Origin of the sequence: Actinopolyspora mortivallis DSM 44261, from assembly GCF_000384035.1 — a bacterium.
In the GTDB taxonomy this organism is placed as follows: domain Bacteria; phylum Actinomycetota; class Actinomycetes; order Mycobacteriales; family Pseudonocardiaceae; genus Actinopolyspora; species Actinopolyspora mortivallis.
The window spans coordinates 41,624-59,564 of record NZ_KB913024.1; the positions used below are offsets into that span (position 1 = coordinate 41,624).

At 71.3% G+C, this 17,941-nt stretch carries 22 protein-coding genes and 1 pseudogene; 14 read left to right on the forward strand and 9 right to left on the reverse strand.

Annotated elements, in window-relative coordinates; all coding sequences use genetic code 11:
• Positions 1 to 114 precede the first annotated feature (114 nt).
• The 3 genes and pseudogenes from ACTMO_RS22700 to ACTMO_RS23990 all read right to left on the reverse strand — a co-directional run.
• Positions 115 to 256 (reverse strand): annotated as a pseudogene (locus ACTMO_RS22700) (IS701 family transposase); the annotation flags it as partial.
• A gap of 159 nt (positions 257 to 415) precedes the next feature.
• On the reverse strand, positions 416 to 784 hold the full coding sequence (locus tag ACTMO_RS0100240; RefSeq protein ID WP_019852639.1) for a hypothetical protein: 369 nt from the start codon (positions 782 to 784) through the stop codon (positions 416 to 418).
• Between the two features lie 80 nt (positions 785 to 864).
• The gene (locus tag ACTMO_RS23990) at positions 865 to 1,056 is read right to left on the reverse strand and encodes a DUF4158 domain-containing protein (protein WP_157062746.1); all 192 of its coding nucleotides are present in this window, start codon (positions 1,054 to 1,056) and stop codon (positions 865 to 867) included.
• A 157-nt stretch (positions 1,057 to 1,213) separates the two neighbouring features.
• Between ACTMO_RS23990 and ACTMO_RS0100245 the strand changes: the two genes are divergently transcribed.
• From ACTMO_RS0100245 to ACTMO_RS19955, 5 genes are all read left to right on the forward strand, one after another.
• Positions 1,214 to 2,152 carry an NsdA family TPR-like regulatory protein gene (locus ACTMO_RS0100245; RefSeq protein ID WP_483756995.1) on the forward strand — a complete coding sequence of 313 codons (939 nt, stop codon included), beginning with the start codon at positions 1,214 to 1,216 and terminating at the stop codon, positions 2,150 to 2,152.
• 84 nt (positions 2,153 to 2,236) lie between these two features.
• Positions 2,237 to 2,479 (forward strand): hypothetical protein, encoded by a 243-nt coding sequence (locus tag ACTMO_RS0100250; protein WP_157062747.1) that lies wholly within the window; start codon positions 2,237 to 2,239, stop codon positions 2,477 to 2,479.
• Complete coding sequence (locus tag ACTMO_RS22135; RefSeq protein WP_425394314.1) at positions 2,476 to 2,616, forward strand: DUF397 domain-containing protein; 141 nt, start codon at positions 2,476 to 2,478, stop codon at positions 2,614 to 2,616. The genes ACTMO_RS0100250 and ACTMO_RS22135 overlap by 4 nt, the downstream gene beginning before the upstream one ends.
• A 371-nt stretch (positions 2,617 to 2,987) precedes the next feature.
• A complete protein-coding gene (locus ACTMO_RS22710) occupies positions 2,988 to 4,184 on the forward strand; it encodes a hypothetical protein (protein ID WP_157062748.1) in 1,197 nt (398 codons plus the stop codon).
• 62 nt (positions 4,185 to 4,246) lie between these two features.
• Positions 4,247 to 4,777: a DUF421 domain-containing protein gene (locus ACTMO_RS19955; protein WP_019852644.1), complete on the forward strand. Its 531-nt coding sequence runs from the start codon at positions 4,247 to 4,249 to the stop codon at positions 4,775 to 4,777.
• Positions 4,778 to 4,865: 88 nt separating this feature from the next.
• Here the strand turns inward: ACTMO_RS19955 and ACTMO_RS0100270 are convergent, their stop codons facing one another.
• The 3 genes from ACTMO_RS0100270 to ACTMO_RS0100280 all read right to left on the reverse strand — a co-directional run bounded on the left by ACTMO_RS0100270 (position 4,866) and on the right by ACTMO_RS0100280 (position 7,808).
• Positions 4,866 to 5,102, reverse strand: a complete 237-nt coding sequence (locus tag ACTMO_RS0100270) for a hypothetical protein (protein WP_019852645.1) — start codon at positions 5,100 to 5,102, stop codon at positions 4,866 to 4,868.
• 525 nt (positions 5,103 to 5,627) lie between these two features.
• Positions 5,628 to 6,443 (reverse strand): protein phosphatase 2C domain-containing protein, encoded by an 816-nt coding sequence (locus tag ACTMO_RS0100275; protein WP_019852646.1) that lies wholly within the window; start codon positions 6,441 to 6,443, stop codon positions 5,628 to 5,630.
• A 372-nt stretch (positions 6,444 to 6,815) separates the two neighbouring features.
• The gene (locus ACTMO_RS0100280; RefSeq protein WP_157062749.1) at positions 6,816 to 7,808 is read right to left on the reverse strand and encodes a hypothetical protein; all 993 of its coding nucleotides are present in this window, start codon (positions 7,806 to 7,808) and stop codon (positions 6,816 to 6,818) included.
• Between the two features lie 313 nt (positions 7,809 to 8,121).
• On the opposite strand from ACTMO_RS0100280, the gene ACTMO_RS0100285 reads away from it, so the two are divergent.
• Together ACTMO_RS0100285 and ACTMO_RS0100290 are read left to right on the forward strand one after the other, a co-directional pair.
• A complete protein-coding gene (locus ACTMO_RS0100285) occupies positions 8,122 to 8,712 on the forward strand; it encodes an RNA polymerase sigma factor (RefSeq protein ID WP_019852647.1) in 591 nt (196 codons plus the stop codon).
• Positions 8,709 to 9,182, forward strand: coding sequence for a carboxypeptidase-like regulatory domain-containing protein (locus ACTMO_RS0100290; RefSeq protein WP_019852648.1), 474 nt, complete (start codon positions 8,709 to 8,711; stop codon positions 9,180 to 9,182). The genes ACTMO_RS0100285 and ACTMO_RS0100290 overlap by 4 nt, the downstream gene beginning before the upstream one ends.
• A 48-nt stretch (positions 9,183 to 9,230) precedes the next feature.
• Here the strand turns inward: ACTMO_RS0100290 and ACTMO_RS0100295 are convergent, their stop codons facing one another.
• Entirely contained in the window at positions 9,231 to 10,397 is a 1,167-nt protein-coding gene (locus ACTMO_RS0100295) for a pyridoxal phosphate-dependent aminotransferase (protein ID WP_019852649.1), read from the reverse strand.
• A 255-nt stretch (positions 10,398 to 10,652) separates the two neighbouring features.
• Between ACTMO_RS0100295 and ACTMO_RS0100300 the strand changes: the two genes are divergently transcribed.
• The gene (locus ACTMO_RS0100300; protein ID WP_026448720.1) at positions 10,653 to 11,861 is read left to right on the forward strand and encodes a DUF445 family protein; all 1,209 of its coding nucleotides are present in this window, start codon (positions 10,653 to 10,655) and stop codon (positions 11,859 to 11,861) included.
• Positions 11,862 to 11,901: 40 nt separating this feature from the next.
• Here ACTMO_RS0100300 and ACTMO_RS0100305 read toward each other — a convergent pair whose 3' ends face one another.
• Positions 11,902 to 12,456: a CGNR zinc finger domain-containing protein gene (locus ACTMO_RS0100305; RefSeq protein ID WP_019852651.1), complete on the reverse strand. Its 555-nt coding sequence runs from the start codon at positions 12,454 to 12,456 to the stop codon at positions 11,902 to 11,904.
• Positions 12,457 to 12,767: 311 nt separating this feature from the next.
• On the opposite strand from ACTMO_RS0100305, the gene ACTMO_RS22715 reads away from it, so the two are divergent.
• The 4 genes from ACTMO_RS22715 to ACTMO_RS0100325 are packed head-to-tail and all read left to right on the forward strand — an operon-like array spanning position 12,768 to position 15,053.
• Positions 12,768 to 13,220, forward strand: coding sequence for a helix-turn-helix domain-containing protein (locus tag ACTMO_RS22715; protein WP_019852652.1), 453 nt, complete (start codon positions 12,768 to 12,770; stop codon positions 13,218 to 13,220).
• A 5-nt stretch (positions 13,221 to 13,225) separates the two neighbouring features.
• A complete protein-coding gene (locus ACTMO_RS0100315) occupies positions 13,226 to 13,909 on the forward strand; it encodes a hypothetical protein (protein WP_211212879.1) in 684 nt (227 codons plus the stop codon).
• Positions 13,910 to 13,962: 53 nt separating this feature from the next.
• Entirely contained in the window at positions 13,963 to 14,250 is a 288-nt protein-coding gene (locus ACTMO_RS0100320) for a DUF2516 family protein (RefSeq protein ID WP_026448721.1), read from the forward strand.
• On the forward strand, positions 14,250 to 15,053 hold the full coding sequence (locus tag ACTMO_RS0100325; protein WP_019852655.1) for an alpha/beta fold hydrolase: 804 nt from the start codon (positions 14,250 to 14,252) through the stop codon (positions 15,051 to 15,053). The genes ACTMO_RS0100320 and ACTMO_RS0100325 overlap by 1 nt, the downstream gene beginning before the upstream one ends.
• A gap of 64 nt (positions 15,054 to 15,117) precedes the next feature.
• Here the strand turns inward: ACTMO_RS0100325 and ACTMO_RS0100330 are convergent, their stop codons facing one another.
• Complete coding sequence (locus tag ACTMO_RS0100330; RefSeq protein ID WP_019852656.1) at positions 15,118 to 15,672, reverse strand: DUF2505 domain-containing protein; 555 nt, start codon at positions 15,670 to 15,672, stop codon at positions 15,118 to 15,120.
• 40 nt (positions 15,673 to 15,712) lie between these two features.
• Here ACTMO_RS0100330 and ACTMO_RS0100335 point away from each other — a divergent pair, with 40 nt between their 5' ends.
• Both ACTMO_RS0100335 and ACTMO_RS0100340 read left to right on the forward strand, forming a co-directional pair.
• Positions 15,713 to 16,813, forward strand: a complete 1,101-nt coding sequence (locus tag ACTMO_RS0100335; RefSeq protein WP_026448723.1) for a UDP-N-acetylmuramate dehydrogenase — start codon at positions 15,713 to 15,715, stop codon at positions 16,811 to 16,813.
• A 78-nt stretch (positions 16,814 to 16,891) separates the two neighbouring features.
• On the forward strand, positions 16,892 to 17,914 hold the full coding sequence (locus ACTMO_RS0100340; protein WP_026448724.1) for a chymotrypsin family serine protease: 1,023 nt from the start codon (positions 16,892 to 16,894) through the stop codon (positions 17,912 to 17,914).
• Positions 17,915 to 17,941 lie beyond the last annotated feature (27 nt).

A 17,941-nucleotide genomic window follows, 5' to 3' on the forward strand; every position in this document is an offset into this window, starting at 1 on the left:
TCGTCGTCGTGTGGGCATCGGACCGTCCTTTCACTGTGTGTGGTGCCTCCGGCGGCCATTCGCCCGTGCCCGGAGGACTCCGAAATCTTCAGCTTGGCAAAGCAGGACCAGACACGTTCGGCGGGCTCCGTAGCAGACGTAGTAGGCGATCTCGCTGGGATCGCGGATGGAGCATCGGGCCAGCAGCCAACGACCTCTTCCCGAGGCCAGCCGACCTCGAGCGGGAAGCGGCCCAGTCATACAGGCGTAGACCATGGACCGGCCCCGCCCGAGAGCCGCCGCTAACAGTGCTGGGCACTACCTGCCCGACCTGGGGTTGGGGTGGCGGTTTTGGGGGCGGGGCTGCTGCCCCTTTTCAACGTCTGAGCCGGGGCTCACGCTCGGTCGCGGTGAGTCTCGTGTCATCAACGACGAGTCAGGCGGTGCCTTCTGTCCAAACGGAACAGTTATGGATGTAACTCCCGTCGATTCGACACACTTTGAACCTGATCGTCGCGCCCTCAGGCATGCTCATGTTGTGGTCGTACCAGGTTCCGGCGCCGTCGCGGTGGGTGAATTCACCGTCGTTAGGCGCATCGGAGCGTTTGTACTTCACATACACGCCGTGGCCGTCGGGTTCGGTGTCGTAAGCCTCAAGGTGTTCGCCGTGGTCGTCGAAAGTCACATAGGCACCGCACCGACCCTCGGTGCTACATGCCGCAGAGCTATTGCCCGCGTATGCCGCCGAGGGGACGAACAGCATGCTGGCCACAGCGGCGAGAACACCAACAAGTACCTTACGCATGAGTGAATCTCCTCACTTCAGCGGAATTGATCCACAACGCAGCCTCTCATGTTCTCCGCACCTGTAGGGCTGTTTTGTGCCTATGACCTCCATGCGGACCATCGTGTTCGGTTGATCAGCCCCGACAACGCCTCCCCCAACTGCTGCGACGCCGCCTCCCGGCATGAAGCCACCAGCCGGGCCAATACCGTCAACCCCGACAACAACACCCGACGCTGATGTAGCCACGCAACCGCTGCGGTAAACAACGCCGTGGGACCGTCCCCCGTCATCCACGACCGCGCTTGGACTCACTCACCCAGCTCGCCCGAGACCTCGGCCAAATCACGCCATCCCTCGATCTTTTGAATCTCTCCGGCATGTGTCCGCGCCATTCCTCTCGCCATAGGACTTCACACACGACGGGCCCAAGATCTCTCAAGCCCCGGGTTGCACCGGTTCGGTAGTGATCAACTTCAGGTAGATGTCTTCCAAGCGTGCCCGGCGTACCTCGCCCGGCACTACTCCCGCTACGCATCCAGCGTGCTGGCCGGCGAGATCCACCGGGCCCGGCACATGGTCGTCGACATGCTCACCCACGACCAGCACGAGGCCGACCGCACCGAACTCCGCCGACTGGCCGGCTGGCTCTCGGCCCTGTTGGGCAACCTGGCCTTCCACACCTCCGACTACGCCGGTGCCCACATCCACCTGGGAACCGGAGCACGACTGGGCGCCAGCGTCGGCGAGCACCACCTGGCCGGATGGAGTCTGGGCGCGCAGTCGATGGTGGCCTGCTTCGGGCAGCGTCCCGCCGAGGCCCTGGAACTGGCAGGCCACGCCCACGACTACGCCGACGCCCCGCTACGTCGAGCGCAGATCACCGCCTGGTGCGAACTGCGCGCCCTGGCAGCCCTCGGTCGCCGCGGCGACGCGGCCGCGGCCACCACCCGCGCCCAACGCGATATGGACAGCGCCACCGACCAGCCGGGACGCTTCGGCTTCGACCGAGCCGAATTCCACCAACACCTCGCCGAATCCGCACTGCGCCTCGGCGAAACCCGCCAGGCCTCCGAACACGCCGCCACCGCTGTGTCCCTGAAAGCCACGGGTTCGCCCGGGTGGGCCGCCGCCACCGTCATCCGCGCCCGCGCGGCCGCCGCCGAGCACGCCCCGGCTGATGCCACCGCCCTGGCCACCACCGTGCTCGACACCATCGCGCCGGAACACCTCCGTGAGACCACCCGGCAACGCCTGACCGCGCTGGACCAGGACATGCGCGCCGAACGCCGTCCGTCCCCGGACTCCCGGGAGTTCCACGACCGGCTGCGGGCCCTGCCCGCCCCCACCCCGGCCCAGGGCACCAGCCCCGAACCCAACGGACACTGACCACCGCCACCCGCGAGGTCGGCAAGTAGTTCCCAGCGCTGTCCGCGGCGGATGTTCTCCGAGTTCTTGTGCCGGGACCTCGCCATGGGCAGCAGCGGCGACGCACCGGCCTCGCCGATGTCGTCGGCCACCGGCGCCAGCGGTCGATGCTCACCGATCCTCTCGGCGGTCTTGTCCACCGCAGTGGTACAGCCGTGGATCGTGTTGGTGCTGCCGGCACGAGCCAACCAGTCGAGGAAGACCTCGGGCGCCCGGCCGACGGTCAACGCCGAGGTTTCGGTCGGTAACGCGACGACGGTGGATACGGCCTTCCCTTGCCACGGATGACAGGGCCGCTTCACGCGTTCCGATGTTCCCCAAGGCCCACGTCCATCCGCAGCAACAGCGGAGGCAACTGCGTCGAGGTCGGCTTCGGTGCCGAGCTGACCGGCGTTCGGGACACCAAGAACCGTGAGGCGGGCTAGTCCACCGCCACCCGTCAACAGTGGACGGCCTTCCTCGACGCGGTGAAAACCGGACGTTTCCGGTGACGGAGGCTCCCGACGGGCGGAATCCCCGCCGTCTCCAGGGTTCCGGAGCCCCTGGCGAGGCGGTGCGGTGCTGGCGAGGAGCCATCCGGAACACGGCCGGTTGTGGCGCCTCCTGCGGAACAGACTCTCTCCCCGGGAGGATCCCAGTAGCCGAGCGGCAGTGATCCCGCTGACCGGCCCAACACCGTGATCACTTCTGCGAGCATCGTGGGGTGACTGGGCAGGCTACGGAAAGCCGAATCGGGCGCGCCCGGCGGAGACTCGGGCGGATTCGACACTCCCCTGGGACACTCCTCGTCCCCGCCGTGGGGCTCGTCGCCGGGATACTGGCCTGGACCCCGGTGGACGTGCCGGAGCTGCTCGCACACGCGGCCGGAACCCTGGTGGCCTCGGGGCTGTTCCGGCCGCCCGGACTGGTCACGCTCGCCAGCGCGGGCCTGCTGGCCGCGCTCGCGACCTCCCACCTGCGGACCCGGCTGCGGCGGCGCGACCGGGGGAACAGCACCCCCGAACCCTCCGATGCGCCGGTGCGGCCGATACCGGGGTGGGCGATCTGGCTGGGATTGGCTCTGCTGCTGACGGTGGGGGTAACAGCCGCCGCGCTGCTGGTGTGGGCCTTCGGTGGGGGCAGTGAGCGGGACAAGGTCCGGTTGGACGCGATCAAGCTGGCGGGCAGCATCGCCGTGGGCACCGGTGGGACGGCGGCGCTGGTGTTGGCCGCGCGCAAACAGCGGGCCACCGAGTGGGGGCTACTCCAGCAGGAACAGGCCCAGCGTCTCCAAGAACAGAAGGCCGCACAGTCCAAACACGACGCCGACGAGCGACGCGTCATCGAGCTCTACACCTCCGTGGCCCAACAACTCGCCTCCGAGCAGGCACCGGTGCGGATGGTCGGGCTCTACGCCCTGTCCCGACTCGGGCAGAACAACCCCGACCACCGTCAGGCCATCGTGAACCTGTTCTGCGCGTACCTGCGTATGCCCTACACACCGTCGGAGATCGAGCGGTCCGCTCCCGAACGGGACGACTACGCTCACCGATCCGACCCCCGCGGACCCGGTCGCGCCCGTCGGGACTTACGGCGCTGGCCACACTGCTCAAACTCGCCGCCGCGTCCAGCTCCCGGAGGACAGTCGACTCACCGACACCGAGTACCAGCGGCAGGAACGGCGGGTTCGTCTGACCGCCCAACGTCTGCTGACCCGACACCTACGGCCTCATCCGGACGAACACGACCGACCGACCAACGAGGAGTTCTGGGACGGTATGGACCTCGATCTGGTCGAAGCGGTCCTCGATCACTGGGACTTCCGAGGCTGCCGTGTACGCGGTGCCGACTTCACCCTCGCCCACTTCCACGGGGTCACCTCGTTCGGCGGGCCGCGGTTCGCCTCCTCGTGACGCCGCGCACCGTCGGTTCCGAGCGTGGCCTCGCGTGTCGCCTTGCCGGTGCGCGCGGCAGGGAGTTTCCTCGACCCCGAGTCTCGGTGGAGGTCCCGTGAGCCGGGGTTCGTGGGGCCCGCCGACGGCGCGGCGCGGTCGGGAAAGGGAGTGAGGGAACCAGATGCTGTCCGCGGTGTTCGGAGTGTCCTGGACGGTGCTCGTGGTGGTGGTCGTGGGCACCGTCGGCATGTACCTGGTGCTGATCCTGTTCTCCCGGCTGGCTGGGCTGCGCTCGTTCGCGCAGATGACCAACTTTGACCTGGCGGCCACGGTGGCGTTCGGGTCGATCATCGCCACCACGGCGGTGAGCGGGTCCACCCCGCTGGTTCAGGGGGCGGTCGCGCTGGGCACGCTGTTCCTGGTGCAGTGGCTGGTCGCCCGGGCGCGGGGACGCCGGAGGTGGGAGGGGCTGGTGGACAACTGGCCGCTGCTGCTGATGGACGGGCCCGAGATCCTGTACGACAACCTGCGCAAGGCGCAGATGACCCGTAACGATCTGCTGTCCAAACTACGGCTGGCCGGGGTCACCCACTTCGACCAGGTGGGCGCGGCGGTGCTGGAAGCCAGCGGAGACGTGTCGGTGCTGCTGCGCGGTGCTGACGGGCGGGAGGTCTCGCCCGAGCTGCTGGCCAGCGTGCGGCGCGGCCCCTGAGTCCGGACAGAACGGCGGCGGTGCGGGGCCGAGCGGCGGCCCGGGGCACGCGACACCGCGTGTCCGGAGAGGTCGCTTCCGGCTTCGTTCAGGAAGCCTCGGTCGGGTGGGGCGTCTGGCAGTTGGCGTACTTGTACACCCACATGCAGCGACCACGCTGGTGGTCGCGCTCGTACCAGACCACTTCCTCGTCCTCCGCGCCCGCGCTGCGGGGAGCGGGCACCGGCAGCGGGGAGAGCGGCTGTCCTTCGGTGCTGACGGGGAGGGTGATCTCCCGGCCGTCCTCCGGGCCGCCGAACAGTTCGATCCGCGCGTGCAGGTTCATGGTCCGCCTCCGCTCGTGAAAAACCTCCGGGTTTCTTACTGAGACCGACGATTCAAGGACCGACACAGTTCCGGTTACTCACTCGATCGGATGAATGTTTCCGGGATGGTGGGGTGTCCGGTCCTCCACGCACTCCGGCCGTGCCGTCGCCGAGCGTCCCATTCGGTTGTGCGGGGGGTGTGGCTCGGAGCATCGCACGGGTCGCCGCGACACACCCGGCGAAACCGGGGGTGGCGCGGCCGGCTCAGCCGGACAGGTGACAGGCGGACCAATAAGGTGCGCCCCCGCTCTCAACCGGCCTGGGGGTCACCGGGAGTGCGGGGGCGCCAAGTCCACCCCTGGGGGTCAGGTGGACGTGTTCAAGTGTACTAGGTGGGACCGCGAATGTCTCTAGGGGAAGAGATCTTTTTTGATCGGTGTCGTTCGTCACAACAGATCGCCGCGCGAACGCGGGACGTGGCGGACCCGCCGCCGCGCCTCACCCCGGTGAGCGGCACCGAAACCCACGACCGGGGATGGGACGGGTCAGTCGAAGCGGACCACCACCAGCGCCTGGTCGTCGTGCCTCTTCGGACGCGGCCACCGCGTTCCGTCCGGATCGGACTCCTCGGCCGCCCGGACCCGCTCCAGCACCGCCTGCGGGGACTCGCTCGTGGCGTGCTCGAACAGCGAACGCCAGCTCGGATAGCTGCCGTAACGGTCCACCCCGCAGGAGACCCCGTCACTGGCCAGCAACACCGCCTCCAACCGGTCGCGGGGCCAGCTGCGCCGCACCGCGCGGTGGGCGGCGGCGGGATCCGCCTCGGCCACCCAGAAACCGCCCTCGACGTTGCGCCACCTCCCCGTGGCGTCCACGGCCTCCCGCAGGTGCCGGAAGTGGTGCTCGTCGAAACCGCCACCGGCGCGCAGCCACCGCCGGTACCCGTCGTCGGAACCGGTGCCCAGCTCGGCGAGCCTGTCGTCGCTGACCACCTCGGTGCCGGAGCGGGTGAGGGCCACCACGGGGCTGTCGGCCAGCACCAGTGCCTCCACTGTGGAGTCATCCCAGCGGACGAGGGACACGGTGCTGGAGGGGGAGTCACCGGGGCGCAGCCCGTGACTCCCGGCCACCTCGGCGATGGAGGCGGAGAGCAGCTCGGGCAGTCCCGCCTCGTCCGCGCGCAGCCTGGGACGCAGCGCCTCGGAAAGCCGCGCCGCGTACCAGCCGCCCGAGTACTCGGTCGGCCGCAGCGAGGTCGCCCCGTCCAGCACCGCGGCCGCGTTCGGCAGCAGCAGCACCACGTCCTCGCTCGTCGCTTCCCGCCCCGCACCGGCCTGACCGGCGGACTCCACGGTGGTCATGGCCCCGATTGTCCGGCAGGAAGCTCCCGGGCCGCCACAGCGGGCCCTGAGGGCAGGGAATACGGGAGGAAGGGAGAAACGCCTCGCGCCGTCGGGGACGGCGTGCACGGCCTCGGGACCACCCCACCGGCACGGCCCCTCGACGTGCCGGTGGGGTGGCCGCGACCCCGGTGCCGCAGGGGCAGTACGGCACCGGGGCGGGGCCCGTGCCGGTACGGCTGCTCGCACAGTGTCCGGAAAACGGGCCCCGCCGGTCCGACCGGGCGCAGACAGTCGGACCGGAAACTCACGGGAAGAAGGGCTGATCACGACGTGGGCGACCACCGCGCGCACGGGACACGTCGACCTCCCGTGCGCGTGCGGTGAAGCGGGTCAGTCCGGGCTGGTGACCGGGACCACCGTCTTGATCCCGGTGCCGAGGAGGTCGGCGTCCGGTTCGCCGCGGATCTCGGGCGGCGGAGGCAGCGACAACGGGTCGGTGTTCACCGCCTCGTGGTCCCGCACCCCGAAGCCCGCGTTGCCCTGGGCGGACTGTGCGCCGCAGGGGCTGGGGGCCGGTGGTGCCGCGGGAAGCGGACGGTTCCGTTCCCCGAGCGGGTCCGGGCCAGGCGGGGCGGTGGGAGGAGCCGTGGAGGCGGTGTCTTCCGCCTTCCCGCCCGCGTGCGGGTCCGTGGGCAGCGGGGACGGTGTGGGCTCGGTGTCCGTGCCGGTGCTCGACGAGGGCTCGGTGCCGGTGGGCGTGGACCCGGCGGTGTCTGCGCCCGCGCTCTCCGAGGAGCCCCCGGCGGTGTCCACAGTGCCCGTGTCGGATTCCGGGCGGGAACCGGCGCGGTGCTCGTCCCCGCCGTGCCGGGGGGCGGGCCTCGTCCGTGGGGGAGGCGTGACGGCCCCGGTCTCCGGGGCGGACTCGGCCGAGTCCAACACGGTGGTGGTCCCCACCGGCCGGATCTCGGGAGGATCCACCAGAGCACTCTCCACGACGGAGTTCTCGGCGGAGTTCTCGGCGGAGCTCTCGGCCGAGGGCGTCCCGGCGGGATCCCCGCCGTGGGGGCGCCGCTCGCCCGGGGAGACGGAGACCTCGACGTGGACCGGGTCGAGCGTGACCTCGACTGGCGAGACGTCCACGACCGAGTCGGACTGTTCCGGTCCCTCCGGGGCTCCGGCGGCGTTGGCCCGTTGTTCGCCCGCCCACTGGGCGAGCAACCAGCACGCGGCCAGGGTCACGAGGAACAGGACGAGGCGGGCCGTGGCGCCGAGTGCGGACGCGTGGCCACGACTTTCCGGAAGTCGCGCCATGAGATCACCGCCCGCCTTCGGTGCCAGCGTTGCGAACATCATCCTGCCGTGCAGCGGCCGAGTTGGCACCAACCACGACTTTTTGTCACCCGGTTAGGCGTTGGTATATACCCTATTCACCGGCGGGTTTTCCCGCCAGGGGGTGACACCGGTGTGTTCGGTCGTGTTGGCGGCCCCACACCGGGCGTGGTCACCGGAACGCTGAGTAGGACTACGCGAACCGATGCCCCGTTCGAGGGTTTCGACGCGAGCGGTGAATCCGTCCGCCACTCCCGCGGCTCCTACAGGTCGAACCCGGATCGCCGGGACGCGTGCGAGACACGCTCGCCGGACACCGGTCCGGAGACGAGACCAAGCCGCAGAGCAGGAAAGGGTGGCGACAGTGACGGAACCGGGACACTCCTGTGGGACCTCCGTGTTGGTGCGCCGTGTCGTCGGCGGCGACGAACGCGCCTGGCGCGACCTGGTGGACCGCAACGGCGGGGTCGTCTGGGCAGCGGCGCGGGCCTACTCGGCCACGCGCGCGGACGCCGAGGACGTCTGGCAGGCCACCTGGTTGTCGCTCGCGGAGAACCTGCACCGGATCCGGGACGCCGAGGCACTGCCCGGCTGGCTGGTGACCACCGCCCGCCGCGAGTCGTTGCGTCTGGCCCGCGCCCGCCGGAGGGAGTCCCCGGCCGGGTTGGACGGCCTGCTGGTCGAGACCGCCGACAACGGGGGCGACCCGGAGAGCGCCGCGCTGCGTTCGGTGCTCGCCGCCCGGCTGGCGCGGGCCTTCTCCCAGCTGTCCGGTCGGTGCCAGCGGCTGCTGCGGGTGATGGCCGTGGCCCCGGAGGCCAGCTACGAGCAGATCAGCCGGGCACTCGGCGTGCCCCGTGGTTCCATCGGCCCGAAGAAGCAGCGCTGCCTGCGGACGCTGCGGCAGCGGATGCTCGCCCTGGGCGGGGTGGAGGAACCGGAGGTGGCGCTGTGACGGGCGCGGGTACCGAACTGGGGCTGCTGGGGCGGTTGTTCCGCACGGCGGACCCCACCCCGGCGCGGGCGGTCAGCCGGGCCTACCGGGTGGGCCGCGGGCTCGCCGGTGGCGCTGCCGCGAGACGTTTCGTGCTGCTCAGCGACTCCGCCGACGCCGCCTCCAGCGCGGGTTCCGAGGTCGGCGAGCGGGAACGCGGACTCGTGTTCGCCGTCGCCGGTCGGGTGCTCGACCTGGCGCTGACTCCGGAGGAGCCGGGTTCGCTGCGCGCCTCCGGGATGGTGCTCAGCAGGTCCGGACAACCCGTTCCCGGCGGGGAGGTGGTCTTTCGCCACCCGACGGGCACCCGCCGGGGCGAACTCGACGCGGGCGGGGGTTTCCGGATCCGCGCCGTCCCGGCCGGGCCGGTCAGCGTGCTGCTGTGCCCGCGCACCGGCGGGCGGGCGGTCACGGACTGGTTCGTCTGCTGAGCCCGGCCACTCGCCGCGTGCCCGCCTCCCGCACGAGGACGGGTGTGCTCACCCGAGCCGGAGCAGCCGTTCGACGGCCTCGTCCAGCACCTCGTCGCGCTTGCAGAAGGCGAAACGCACCAGGTGCCGGATCCGGCTCGGGTCGTCGCAGAGCACCTGCGGCGGGATCGCGGCCACCCCGACGCGTTCCGGCAGGGCGCGGCAGAACTCGGAGCCGTCGGAGTAGCCCAGGGGGCGGACGTCGGCGCAGACGAAGTAGGTTCCGTGCGAGGGCAGCACCCCGAAACCGGCTCTGCTCAGCCCGGCCGACAGGCGGTCCCGCTTGCGGTGCAGGTCCGCGCGGTGCTCGGCCAGCCAGTCCCGCTCGGCGCGCAGCGCGTGGGCCACGGCGGGCTGGAAGGGAGCCCCGCCCACGAAGGTCATGAACTGCTTGGCGGCCCGCACCGCCGCGACCAGCTCGGCGGGACCGCACACCCAGCCGATCTTCCAGCCGGTCACGCTGAAGCTCTTGCCCGCGCTGGAGACGGACAGGGTGCGCTCGGCCATCCCCGGCAGTGTGGCCAACGGCCGGTGCGCGGGCCCGTCGAAGACCAGGTGCTCGTAGACCTCGTCGGTGACGGCGATCAGGTCGTTGTCCCGGCACACCTCGGCCACGGCGGCCAGTTCCGCCTCGGTGAACACGGTGCCGGTGGGGTTGTGCGGCGAGTTCAGCACCACCGCCCTGGTCCGCGGGCCCACCGCCGCCCGCAGGGCCGCGGTGTCCAGCGCGAAGCCGGTGTCGCTCGGCCGCAGCGGCACCGAGCGGTGCACGCCGCCCGCCATGGCCACCGCCACGGGGTAGGCGTCGTAGTAGGGCTCGATCAGCAGCACTTCCTCGCCCGGTTCGAGCAGGGCCGTCATCGCCGCGCTCATCGCCTCGGTGGCCCCCACGGTCACCAGCACCTCGGTGTCCGGGTCGTGGGCGAGACCGTAGTCCGCCTCGCGCTGGGCGCTGATCGCGGCGCGCAGCTCGGGTTCTCCCGGGCCGGGCGGGTACTGGTTCACACCTTCTCCGATGGCCCGTCGCGCGCGGTTCAGCATCCCGGAGGGGCCGTCCGTGTCGGGGAAACCCTGCCCCAGGTTCACCGCTTCGGTACGGCGGGCAAGCTCGGTGATCTCGGCGAAGATCGTCGAGGTGAACGGACGGAGTCGGCTGGTCAGGGCTGGAGTACGCACGCGGCGCAGCCTATGCCGCCCGCGTGGGGTTGCCTAGTCCGGTGTCCGCCGGGCGGGACGGGGCCGGAGGAGCGGACCGGGGGTTTCCCCGTCGGGTGAGGCGGATCACTCCGTCTGGAAGAGAGTGGGGTGCGCCGGACGGGGACGCGCTTCCGGCGCGGCAGGCGCGGGGGAACGGGGCCGGGGCGCTGTCAGAATCGTGGAGTGTCGGATCTCTCGGGGACGGAACTCCTCCGGCAGCGCTCCCTGCGGCGGATGAAGGGGGTGGCCACCGGGCTGTTCCTGCTGGTGGCGGTGATCTACGCGCTCACCCGCTGGTGGGAGAGCGAGGGAGCGCCGTGGTGGGTCGGCTACGTCAACGCCGCCTCCGAGGCCGGGATGGTCGGCGCGCTCGCGGACTGGTTCGCGGTGACCGCCCTGTTCCGCAGACCGCTGGGGCTGCCGATCCCGCACACCGCGATCATCCCCACGCGCAAGAACCTGCTCGGTCGGAGCCTGGGGGACTTCGTGGGCGGCAACTTCCTCTCCGAGAGCGTGGTGACGGACAAACTGGACCGCGCGCAACCGGCCCGCCGCGCCGGGGAGTGGCTGGCGGTGCCGGACAACGCGGAGCGGGCCGCAGGCGAGCTGGCCACCCTGGCCCGGGGCGCGGTGCGGGTGCTGCGGGACGAGGACGTCCGCCGGGTGCTGGAGCAGGTGCTCGTGCGGCGGGTGGTGGACCGCCCGTGGGGGCCGCCGTTGGGGCGCGTGCTCGGGCGGCTCTTCGAGGACGGTTCCCACCACGGACTGGTCGACCTGGTGTGCGACCGCGCCTACGACTGGGTGCGGGACAACCGCGAGACCGTCTCGCGGGTGGTCGGGCAGCGGGCCCCGTCGTGGTCGCCGAGGTTCTTCGACTCGATCGTGGCGGACCGGGTCTACAGCGAGCTGCTGTCCTTCGCCTGGGCGGTGCGCACCGACCCCGAGCACCGGATGCGGGCGGCGGTGGACCGTTTCCTGGTCGAGTTCGCCCGGGACCTGCGGGAGGACCCGCGCACCATGGAACGGGTCGATCGGGTCAAGTACCAGGTGTTGGAGCACCCCGAGGTGCGGGAGCTGATCGGGTCCGCCTGGACCACGGCCAAGGACATGTTCCTGGAGGCCGCCGAGGACCCCTCCAGCGAGTTGCGGCACCGCGTGCGCGAGGGGCTGCGGTCGCTGGGCGGACGGCTCGTGTCCGAGCCGGAGCTGCGCGAGAAGGTGGACGGCTGGCTGCGGGAGACCGCCCGCCACGTGGTCACGCACTACCGCGCGGAACTGGTCACGCTGATCACCGACACGGTCGAACGCTGGGACGCCGCCGAGACCTCCCGGAAGATCGAACTGCACGTGGGGCGCGACCTACAGTTCATCCGGATCAACGGCACGGTGGTCGGTGCGCTCGCCGGGCTGGCCATCCACGTCGTCACGCACCTGGTGTCGTGAACGGCCGGGGCGGCCGTTCACGACGACACACCGTCCGGCCTCAGTGGGCGGTGTGCCTTTCGCGCCAGGAACGCGCCTTCTCCCTGTTTCCGCAGACCCGCATCGAACACCAGGTGCGCGAGCGGTTTCTGGATCTGTCGTAGAAGGCCCACAGACAGTTCGTCGCGGGGCAGATCTTGATGCGGTGCCACCGGCCGGTGATCACGATGCGGGAGGCCGCGGCCAACACGACTCCGAGCGCGTCGGTTCCGGAGGTCACCGGCACCCCGTCCTCCAGACGGACGTGCACCGGCCATTGGGCGGTGCCGTGGGGGGTGGTGTCCGGTGCCACCGGGTCACAGCTGATCGACATGCGCATGAGGTCGCGGATCTCGCGTGCGGCTGTCGTGTCCACGGAAGCCTGGCCGGTGTGTTCCAGGCACCACAGTCGCCATTGTTCCGGGTCCCGGAGCACGTCCGTGCCCGTTTCGGCGTCGGTGGTGTTGAGGAACGCCAGCAGAAGGTCGATGTCCTGTTCCGTGTCGGGCCCGACGGGCTCGGACGCTGTCGCTGATAGCCCGTTCGGCGCGACGGCTGCGACGGCTTTGCTGTTCACACGCCCATCGTAGGCCAGAAACGGCCTGCACCGACGAGGTTGCCCGAAAGATGGCGCGGCGCGCACGACCGGGGGAACGCCTCGGGCGGGTGGCGGGGCCCACCCGGGGTGATCCGCCGGGTCGGGTGGGTAGGCGCGTGGATCCCTCGCGGCGGTGCGGGGTTTCGGGCTCGCTTCCGGGGCCGCGCCCCCCGCGAAGGCGGCCGTTCCGGGGGTGTCGGTTCGCCGTTCCCGGCGTCGCCCGAAAGAGTGCAAACTTGGTGCTTGCAAAAGCTAGCGACCTTGTTAGCGTGGAACCGAGAGGTGGAACCGTGGGACGTGCGGACCGTTCGGTCAACGGCGTGGTCAACCGTGCCGTGTCCGACCTGGGAAGCTACATCAGAGCGCAGCGGGACACGGCCCAGATCTCGCTGCGTCAACTGGCCAAACGCGCCGGGGTCTCCAACCCCTACCTGAGCCAGGTGGAACGGGGGCTGCGCAAACCCAGCGCGGAGATCCTGCAGCAGATCGCCAAGGCGCTGCGGATCTCCGCCGAGACGCTGTACGTGCGGGCCGGAATCATGGAGCACCGTCCCTCCGGACCGGTGGTCGACGCGATCCTCGCCGACACCGAGATCGACGAAAGGCAGAAGCAGACACTGCTGGAGGTCTACGCCTCGTTCCGCCGGGACAACCGGGCCGAGGCCGCGACGATCCCCGCCGCCTCCGGCGACGGGACACCCACGGTCTCCACCACGACGGTGCGACCCGAATCCGAGGAGTGATCACGATGACGACCCGACAGGACGAACAGACCCGCCGGGACGACCAGGGGCGGACCGGCAACGGCGCGGGCCGGACCGCCGAGAGTCTCTACCACCAGGCCAGAACGCCCCTGCTGGCCGCGCTGGGAGCGGGCGACATCGCCGCCCACGCCGTGATGGAGACCGCGCAGCGGGTCCGGGACCAGATCACCGAGTACGCCGGCTCGGCGCGCGGGCAGGGAAGCGGACAGCACCTCGACCTGGGTGAACTCCGCGAGCGGCTGCGTGCCGGACAGCTGCGCGAGCTGCTCGACCACTACCGGGACTCGGCGGTGCGGTTCTACGGCTACTGCGGGCAGCGCGGCGAGCGGACCCTGGAGCGGCTGCGCAACCAGCCCGGCGTGCGGCGCGCCGAGGACCAGGTCGGGCAGGCCCAGCACCGAGTCGAGGAGGTCGTGGACGAGGCCAGGGAACTGGCCGACGACGTACTCGGCCGGGTGAGCACCGTGACCCGCCAGTTCGGGGAGCACGGCGGCGGTGAGTCGGGCCGGGACACCGAAGGCTCCGAGGACTCCGAGCGGGCCGAGGACTCCGCCGACGGCAGGAAGACAAGCACCTCCGGGACGAGGAAGAGCGGCTCCGGTGGCGGGCGCCGTTCCACCACGGCGAAGAAGGGAGGCTCCGGCGCCGAGGACGACTCCGCCGAGTGAGCCGCACCCGTGCCGGGGCCTTCGGGCTGGCGCGAGGACGTATCCTCGGGGACGTGCTACTCGCTTACGTGATCGTCACCGCGCTGTGGATCGCGGGCATCGTGGTCGGTGTGTACGCCTTCGGCCACGCCGCCATGCAGCGGGCCGACGCGTTCACCGCGGCCGACAAACTGTCCAAGCCGGCCTGGCTCGGTATCACCGGCGCGGGAGCGCTGGTGCTGATCCTCATGCGGGGCGGGCCCATGACCATCATCTGGGTCGCCGGTCTGGTCGCCGCGCTGGTCTACATCGTCGACGTGCGCCCGAAGGTGCTCGAAGTGCAGAAGGGCAGTCCCTGGTAGTGCGCACCGGCACGGAGGGCACGGCGGAGTCCGACAACGTGCTGCCCTCGGGAGCCACGTGGCGGGTTCACGGCGGCGGCGAGCCCGTGACCCTGGTGACACACGGACTGGGCGCCACCGACGGTGAGGCACGCATCCCCGCCTCCGGAGTGCCCGGCACCCGGGTGGTGCTCACCCTGCCCGGGCACGGCGCCGCGGTCGACCCGCCGGACCCCGAGTACTGGGACTACGGCCGGGTGGCCGCCGACGTGCTGCGGGTCGCCGACCTGGTCGGCGCCGACCGGGCGGTCGGGGTCTCGCTGGGCGCGGGGGCGCTGACCCGGATCGCCGCCGAGCACCCGCGCCGGTTCCGGCGGCTGGCCCTGCTGCTTCCGGCCGCGATCGACCAACCCAGGAACCCGGCGGTGAGCGAGGTGTTCGACCGGCTGCTCGCCGGGGTGCGGGCGGCCGCCACGGACGAGGGAACCACCCTGCGCGAGATGGTCCGGGAGGGCCTGCCCGCCGGTGCGGCCGTGGGGCGGTACGTGGAGCAACGCACCGCCAACCTGCTCCGGCTCGGGACCGCGTTGGAGAGGTTGCCGGAACAGGCTCCGTTGGCCGACCGTGCCGCCCTGGAGAACGTGAACTGCCCTGTCCTGGTGGTGGGGGCCACGGCCGACCCCCTGCACGACTCCGAGGTGGCCAAGCAGCTCGCCGCGACGCTGCCGCGGGGCCGCCTGGAACTGTTCGACTCCGCTGCGCCGATGATGACCGAGCGCACGGCGCTGCGTCGGCTGCTGGGGGAGTTCCTGGCCGCCGACTGAGCCCCCGGAGCTCTCGCCCGCGTGAGCCGCCCGTGGAGCGGTGGAAGCCCTCGGCGGGCCCGCCTCAGCCGTGCCGGGCGAGCCATCCGGCGGCGAAGCGGCACTCCTGTTCGACCAGCAGGGACAGCTGTCGGTGCAGCAGTGTCTCCGTGCCGCCCCGCATCAGAGGCAGACGCCCCCGCAGCTCGCCCCGGAGCACGAACTCGCTCCGCTCGACGGTTCCGGGGCGCCCGGTGGCCCGGTCGGGGTCCCCACGTTCCGCCTCCGGCAGGTCACGCAGCCACAGCGAGGCGGTGGCCGAGGCGGGCACGCCGCGTACCAGGGCGGCGACCTCCCCGACGACGTGGTTCTCGTCCCGGCGGCGCCAGGTCTCGCTGCGTTCGAGAACCGTGCTCCTGTTCAGCACCGCCGCCAGCGGGGCGGGAAGGTCCGGTGCGGGGATGCGCTGGCGGATCCGTACGTGCACGCCGTCCTCCCCGGCGTGGTGGGAGACCAGCTCGGCGAGGTCGCCCCCCAGCATCGCCAGCCGCTCCCGCAGTGGCTCCGGGTCGACGAGGGCCGCCCGGACGTGCTCGGCCGACCACGACGACGTGCTGCGGTGCTCGATGAGGCGTGTCATGCGGCGCAGGTTACCGTTGACGACCGTGACCTCCAGTTCGATGTCCGACGGCGAGGCGCTCGTACGGGCGGGCGTCCAGAACCCCGGGGCGCGTTCGCTGGCCCGGCACACCACCCTCCGGCTCGGCGGGGCGGCCACGGAGCTGGTCGTGGCCGAGACCGCCGAGGAGCTCGTCGAGCGGGTCCGCGCCGCCGACGGGGCGGGCAGACGGCTGTTGGTGCTCGGCGGCGGTTCCAACCTGGTCGTGGCCGACGAGGGGTTCGACGGCCTGGTGGTGCGGGTGGCCACCTCGGGACTGTGCTACGAGACGGGTCCGGACGGCACCGTGTGGCTGACGGCCGAGGCCGGTGAGGACTGGGACGCCGTGGTGGCCGACACCGTGCGGCGCGGTCTGGGCGGGCTGGAGTGCCTGTCGGGCATTCCCGGATCGACCGGGGCCACCCCGGTGCAGAACGTGGGGGCCTACGGCACGGAGGTCTCGGAGCGGCTGGTCTCGGTGGACCTGCTGGACCGGGTCCGGGGCGAGGTTCGCACCGTCCCCGCAGAGGAGCTGGGGCTGCGGTACCGCGGCAGCGTGCTCAAGCACACCGACACGGCGGTGGTGCTGCGGGTGCGGCTGCGGTTGAGCGCCGACGGGCTGTCCGATCCCGTCCGTTACGGGGAGCTGGCCCGCGTACTCGGCGTGGAGGTCGGCCGACGGGTTCCCCTCGCCCGGGTGCGCGAGGCGGTCCTCGGACTGCGGCGCGGCAAGGGGATGGTGCTGGATCCGGACGACCACGACACCTGGAGCGCCGGGTCTTTCTTCACCAACCCGATCGTGGAGGCCGAACGGTGGCCCGCCGTGCGCAGCCGTATCGAACAGCGGGCGGGCGAGCGCGTCCCCGGCTACGAGGTCCCCGGCGGGGGGACGAAGCTCTCGGCGGCCTGGTTGATCGAACGGGCCGGGTTCACCAAGGGGTACCCGGGTCCCGGCGGACGTGTGGGACTGTCCACCAAGCACACCCTGGCGTTGACCAACCGGGGGACGGCGAGCACCGCCGATCTGCTCGCGCTGGCGAGTGAGGTGCGGGCCGGGGTGGCGCGGGCCTTCGGCGTGTCGCTGGAACCGGAGCCGGTTTTACTGGACTGTCTGCTCCGGTGAAGCCGGGTGACGACCAGAAGAGTGACTCTTCGTGACTGGTCTCTAACCCTGCGTGTTAAATGGTGGGCGGAGGCTGCCATGACAAGCGTCAGGGAAGTACGCGATCGGGCGGTGATTCGTCCGGTCAAACGCGCGGTCGAGGACCAACTGCTGGACATTCCGGGAGTTGTCGCCGTCGACATCGGAGAGAAGCGCACAGCGGGCCGTACGACCGGCCAGCAGTCGATCGTCGTCTCCGTCGAACGCAAGGAACCCGTCGAGCTGCTCGGGGAGTCCCACCGCATCCCCGAGCACGTGCTCGGTATCCCCACCGACGTGGTGGAGGAGGCGGTGACCCTGCACCACGCCCACTACAGGTTGGACGATCCGGTTCCGCCGCTGGCTCCCGTGGAGAGCGCCACCGTGTTCGGTGGGGTCGGGATCAGTCCGCGCCGTCCGGTCACGGTGGAACCGGGCCGGGCGGAGTCCGCCAGTGACTGTCACCGGATCGGAACCTTGGGCACCCTCGTGTTCGGATACGGGTCCACGGTGTTCACGATGGGACTGACCACCTTCGACGTGGCCTGCATGGACGACGCCTGGTCGGTCGGCGACGCGATGCTGGATCCGCAGTCCGGGCGGGAGTACGCGGACCTTTCACGGGCGGCCCTGTCCGGGAAGGTGGACGCGGCGGCGGTGACGCTCGCCGGGTCCCTGGACCGCTGCTGCCTGATCCCCGGTATCGGCTCGGTCACCGGCCAGGGAAGCGCCGAGCCCGGCGAGTTCGTGCGCAAGAGCGGATTCGGCACGGGACTGACCAGCGCGACGGTGACGTCCACCGACGCCACCGTCCGCCTGGACCACGGCCCCGCGCTCGGTGTGCGGGTGCTGCGGGAACAGCTCAGGGTCACCTCCTCCGACGACCAGCCCTTCGTGGGAGAGGGCGACGCGGGAGCGGTGCTGGTGAACGGCGACGGTCGGGTGGTGGGACTGCACCTGGCCGGCAGCAGGGACGGAACGGTGGGCTACGCCTGCCCCATCGCCGACGTGCTGGCCGAACTCGACCTGGAACTGGCGGTGACGTTCCGCAGGCTGCGCGCGCAGGACGAGTACGTGCGCTGAGACCGGCGCCCGTGCGCGCACGACCTG

Excerpts from the sequence above, each read along its gene's own strand:
- ACTMO_RS0100240 (WP_019852639.1), bottom strand. The coding sequence starts at position 784 with ATGCGTAAGGTACTTGTTGGTGTTCTCGCCGCTGTGGCCAGCATGCTG.
- ACTMO_RS23990 (WP_157062746.1), bottom strand. The coding sequence starts at position 1,056 with ATGACGGGGGACGGTCCCACGGCGTTGTTTACCGCAGCGGTTGCGTGG.
- ACTMO_RS0100250 (WP_157062747.1), top strand. The coding sequence starts at position 2,237 with ATGGGCAGCAGCGGCGACGCACCGGCCTCGCCGATGTCGTCGGCCACC.
- ACTMO_RS22135 (WP_425394314.1), top strand. The coding sequence starts at position 2,476 with ATGACAGGGCCGCTTCACGCGTTCCGATGTTCCCCAAGGCCCACGTCC.
- ACTMO_RS19955 (WP_019852644.1), top strand. The coding sequence starts at position 4,247 with ATGCTGTCCGCGGTGTTCGGAGTGTCCTGGACGGTGCTCGTGGTGGTG.
- ACTMO_RS0100270 (WP_019852645.1), bottom strand. The coding sequence starts at position 5,102 with ATGAACCTGCACGCGCGGATCGAACTGTTCGGCGGCCCGGAGGACGGC.
- ACTMO_RS0100275 (WP_019852646.1), bottom strand. The coding sequence starts at position 6,443 with ATGACCACCGTGGAGTCCGCCGGTCAGGCCGGTGCGGGGCGGGAAGCG.
- ACTMO_RS0100300 (WP_026448720.1), top strand. The coding sequence starts at position 10,653 with ATGAAGGGGGTGGCCACCGGGCTGTTCCTGCTGGTGGCGGTGATCTAC.
- ACTMO_RS0100315 (WP_211212879.1), top strand. The coding sequence starts at position 13,226 with ATGACGACCCGACAGGACGAACAGACCCGCCGGGACGACCAGGGGCGG.
- ACTMO_RS0100330 (WP_019852656.1), bottom strand. The coding sequence starts at position 15,672 with ATGACACGCCTCATCGAGCACCGCAGCACGTCGTCGTGGTCGGCCGAG.
- ACTMO_RS0100335 (WP_026448723.1), top strand. The coding sequence starts at position 15,713 with ATGTCCGACGGCGAGGCGCTCGTACGGGCGGGCGTCCAGAACCCCGGG.
- ACTMO_RS0100340 (WP_026448724.1), top strand. The coding sequence starts at position 16,892 with ATGACAAGCGTCAGGGAAGTACGCGATCGGGCGGTGATTCGTCCGGTC.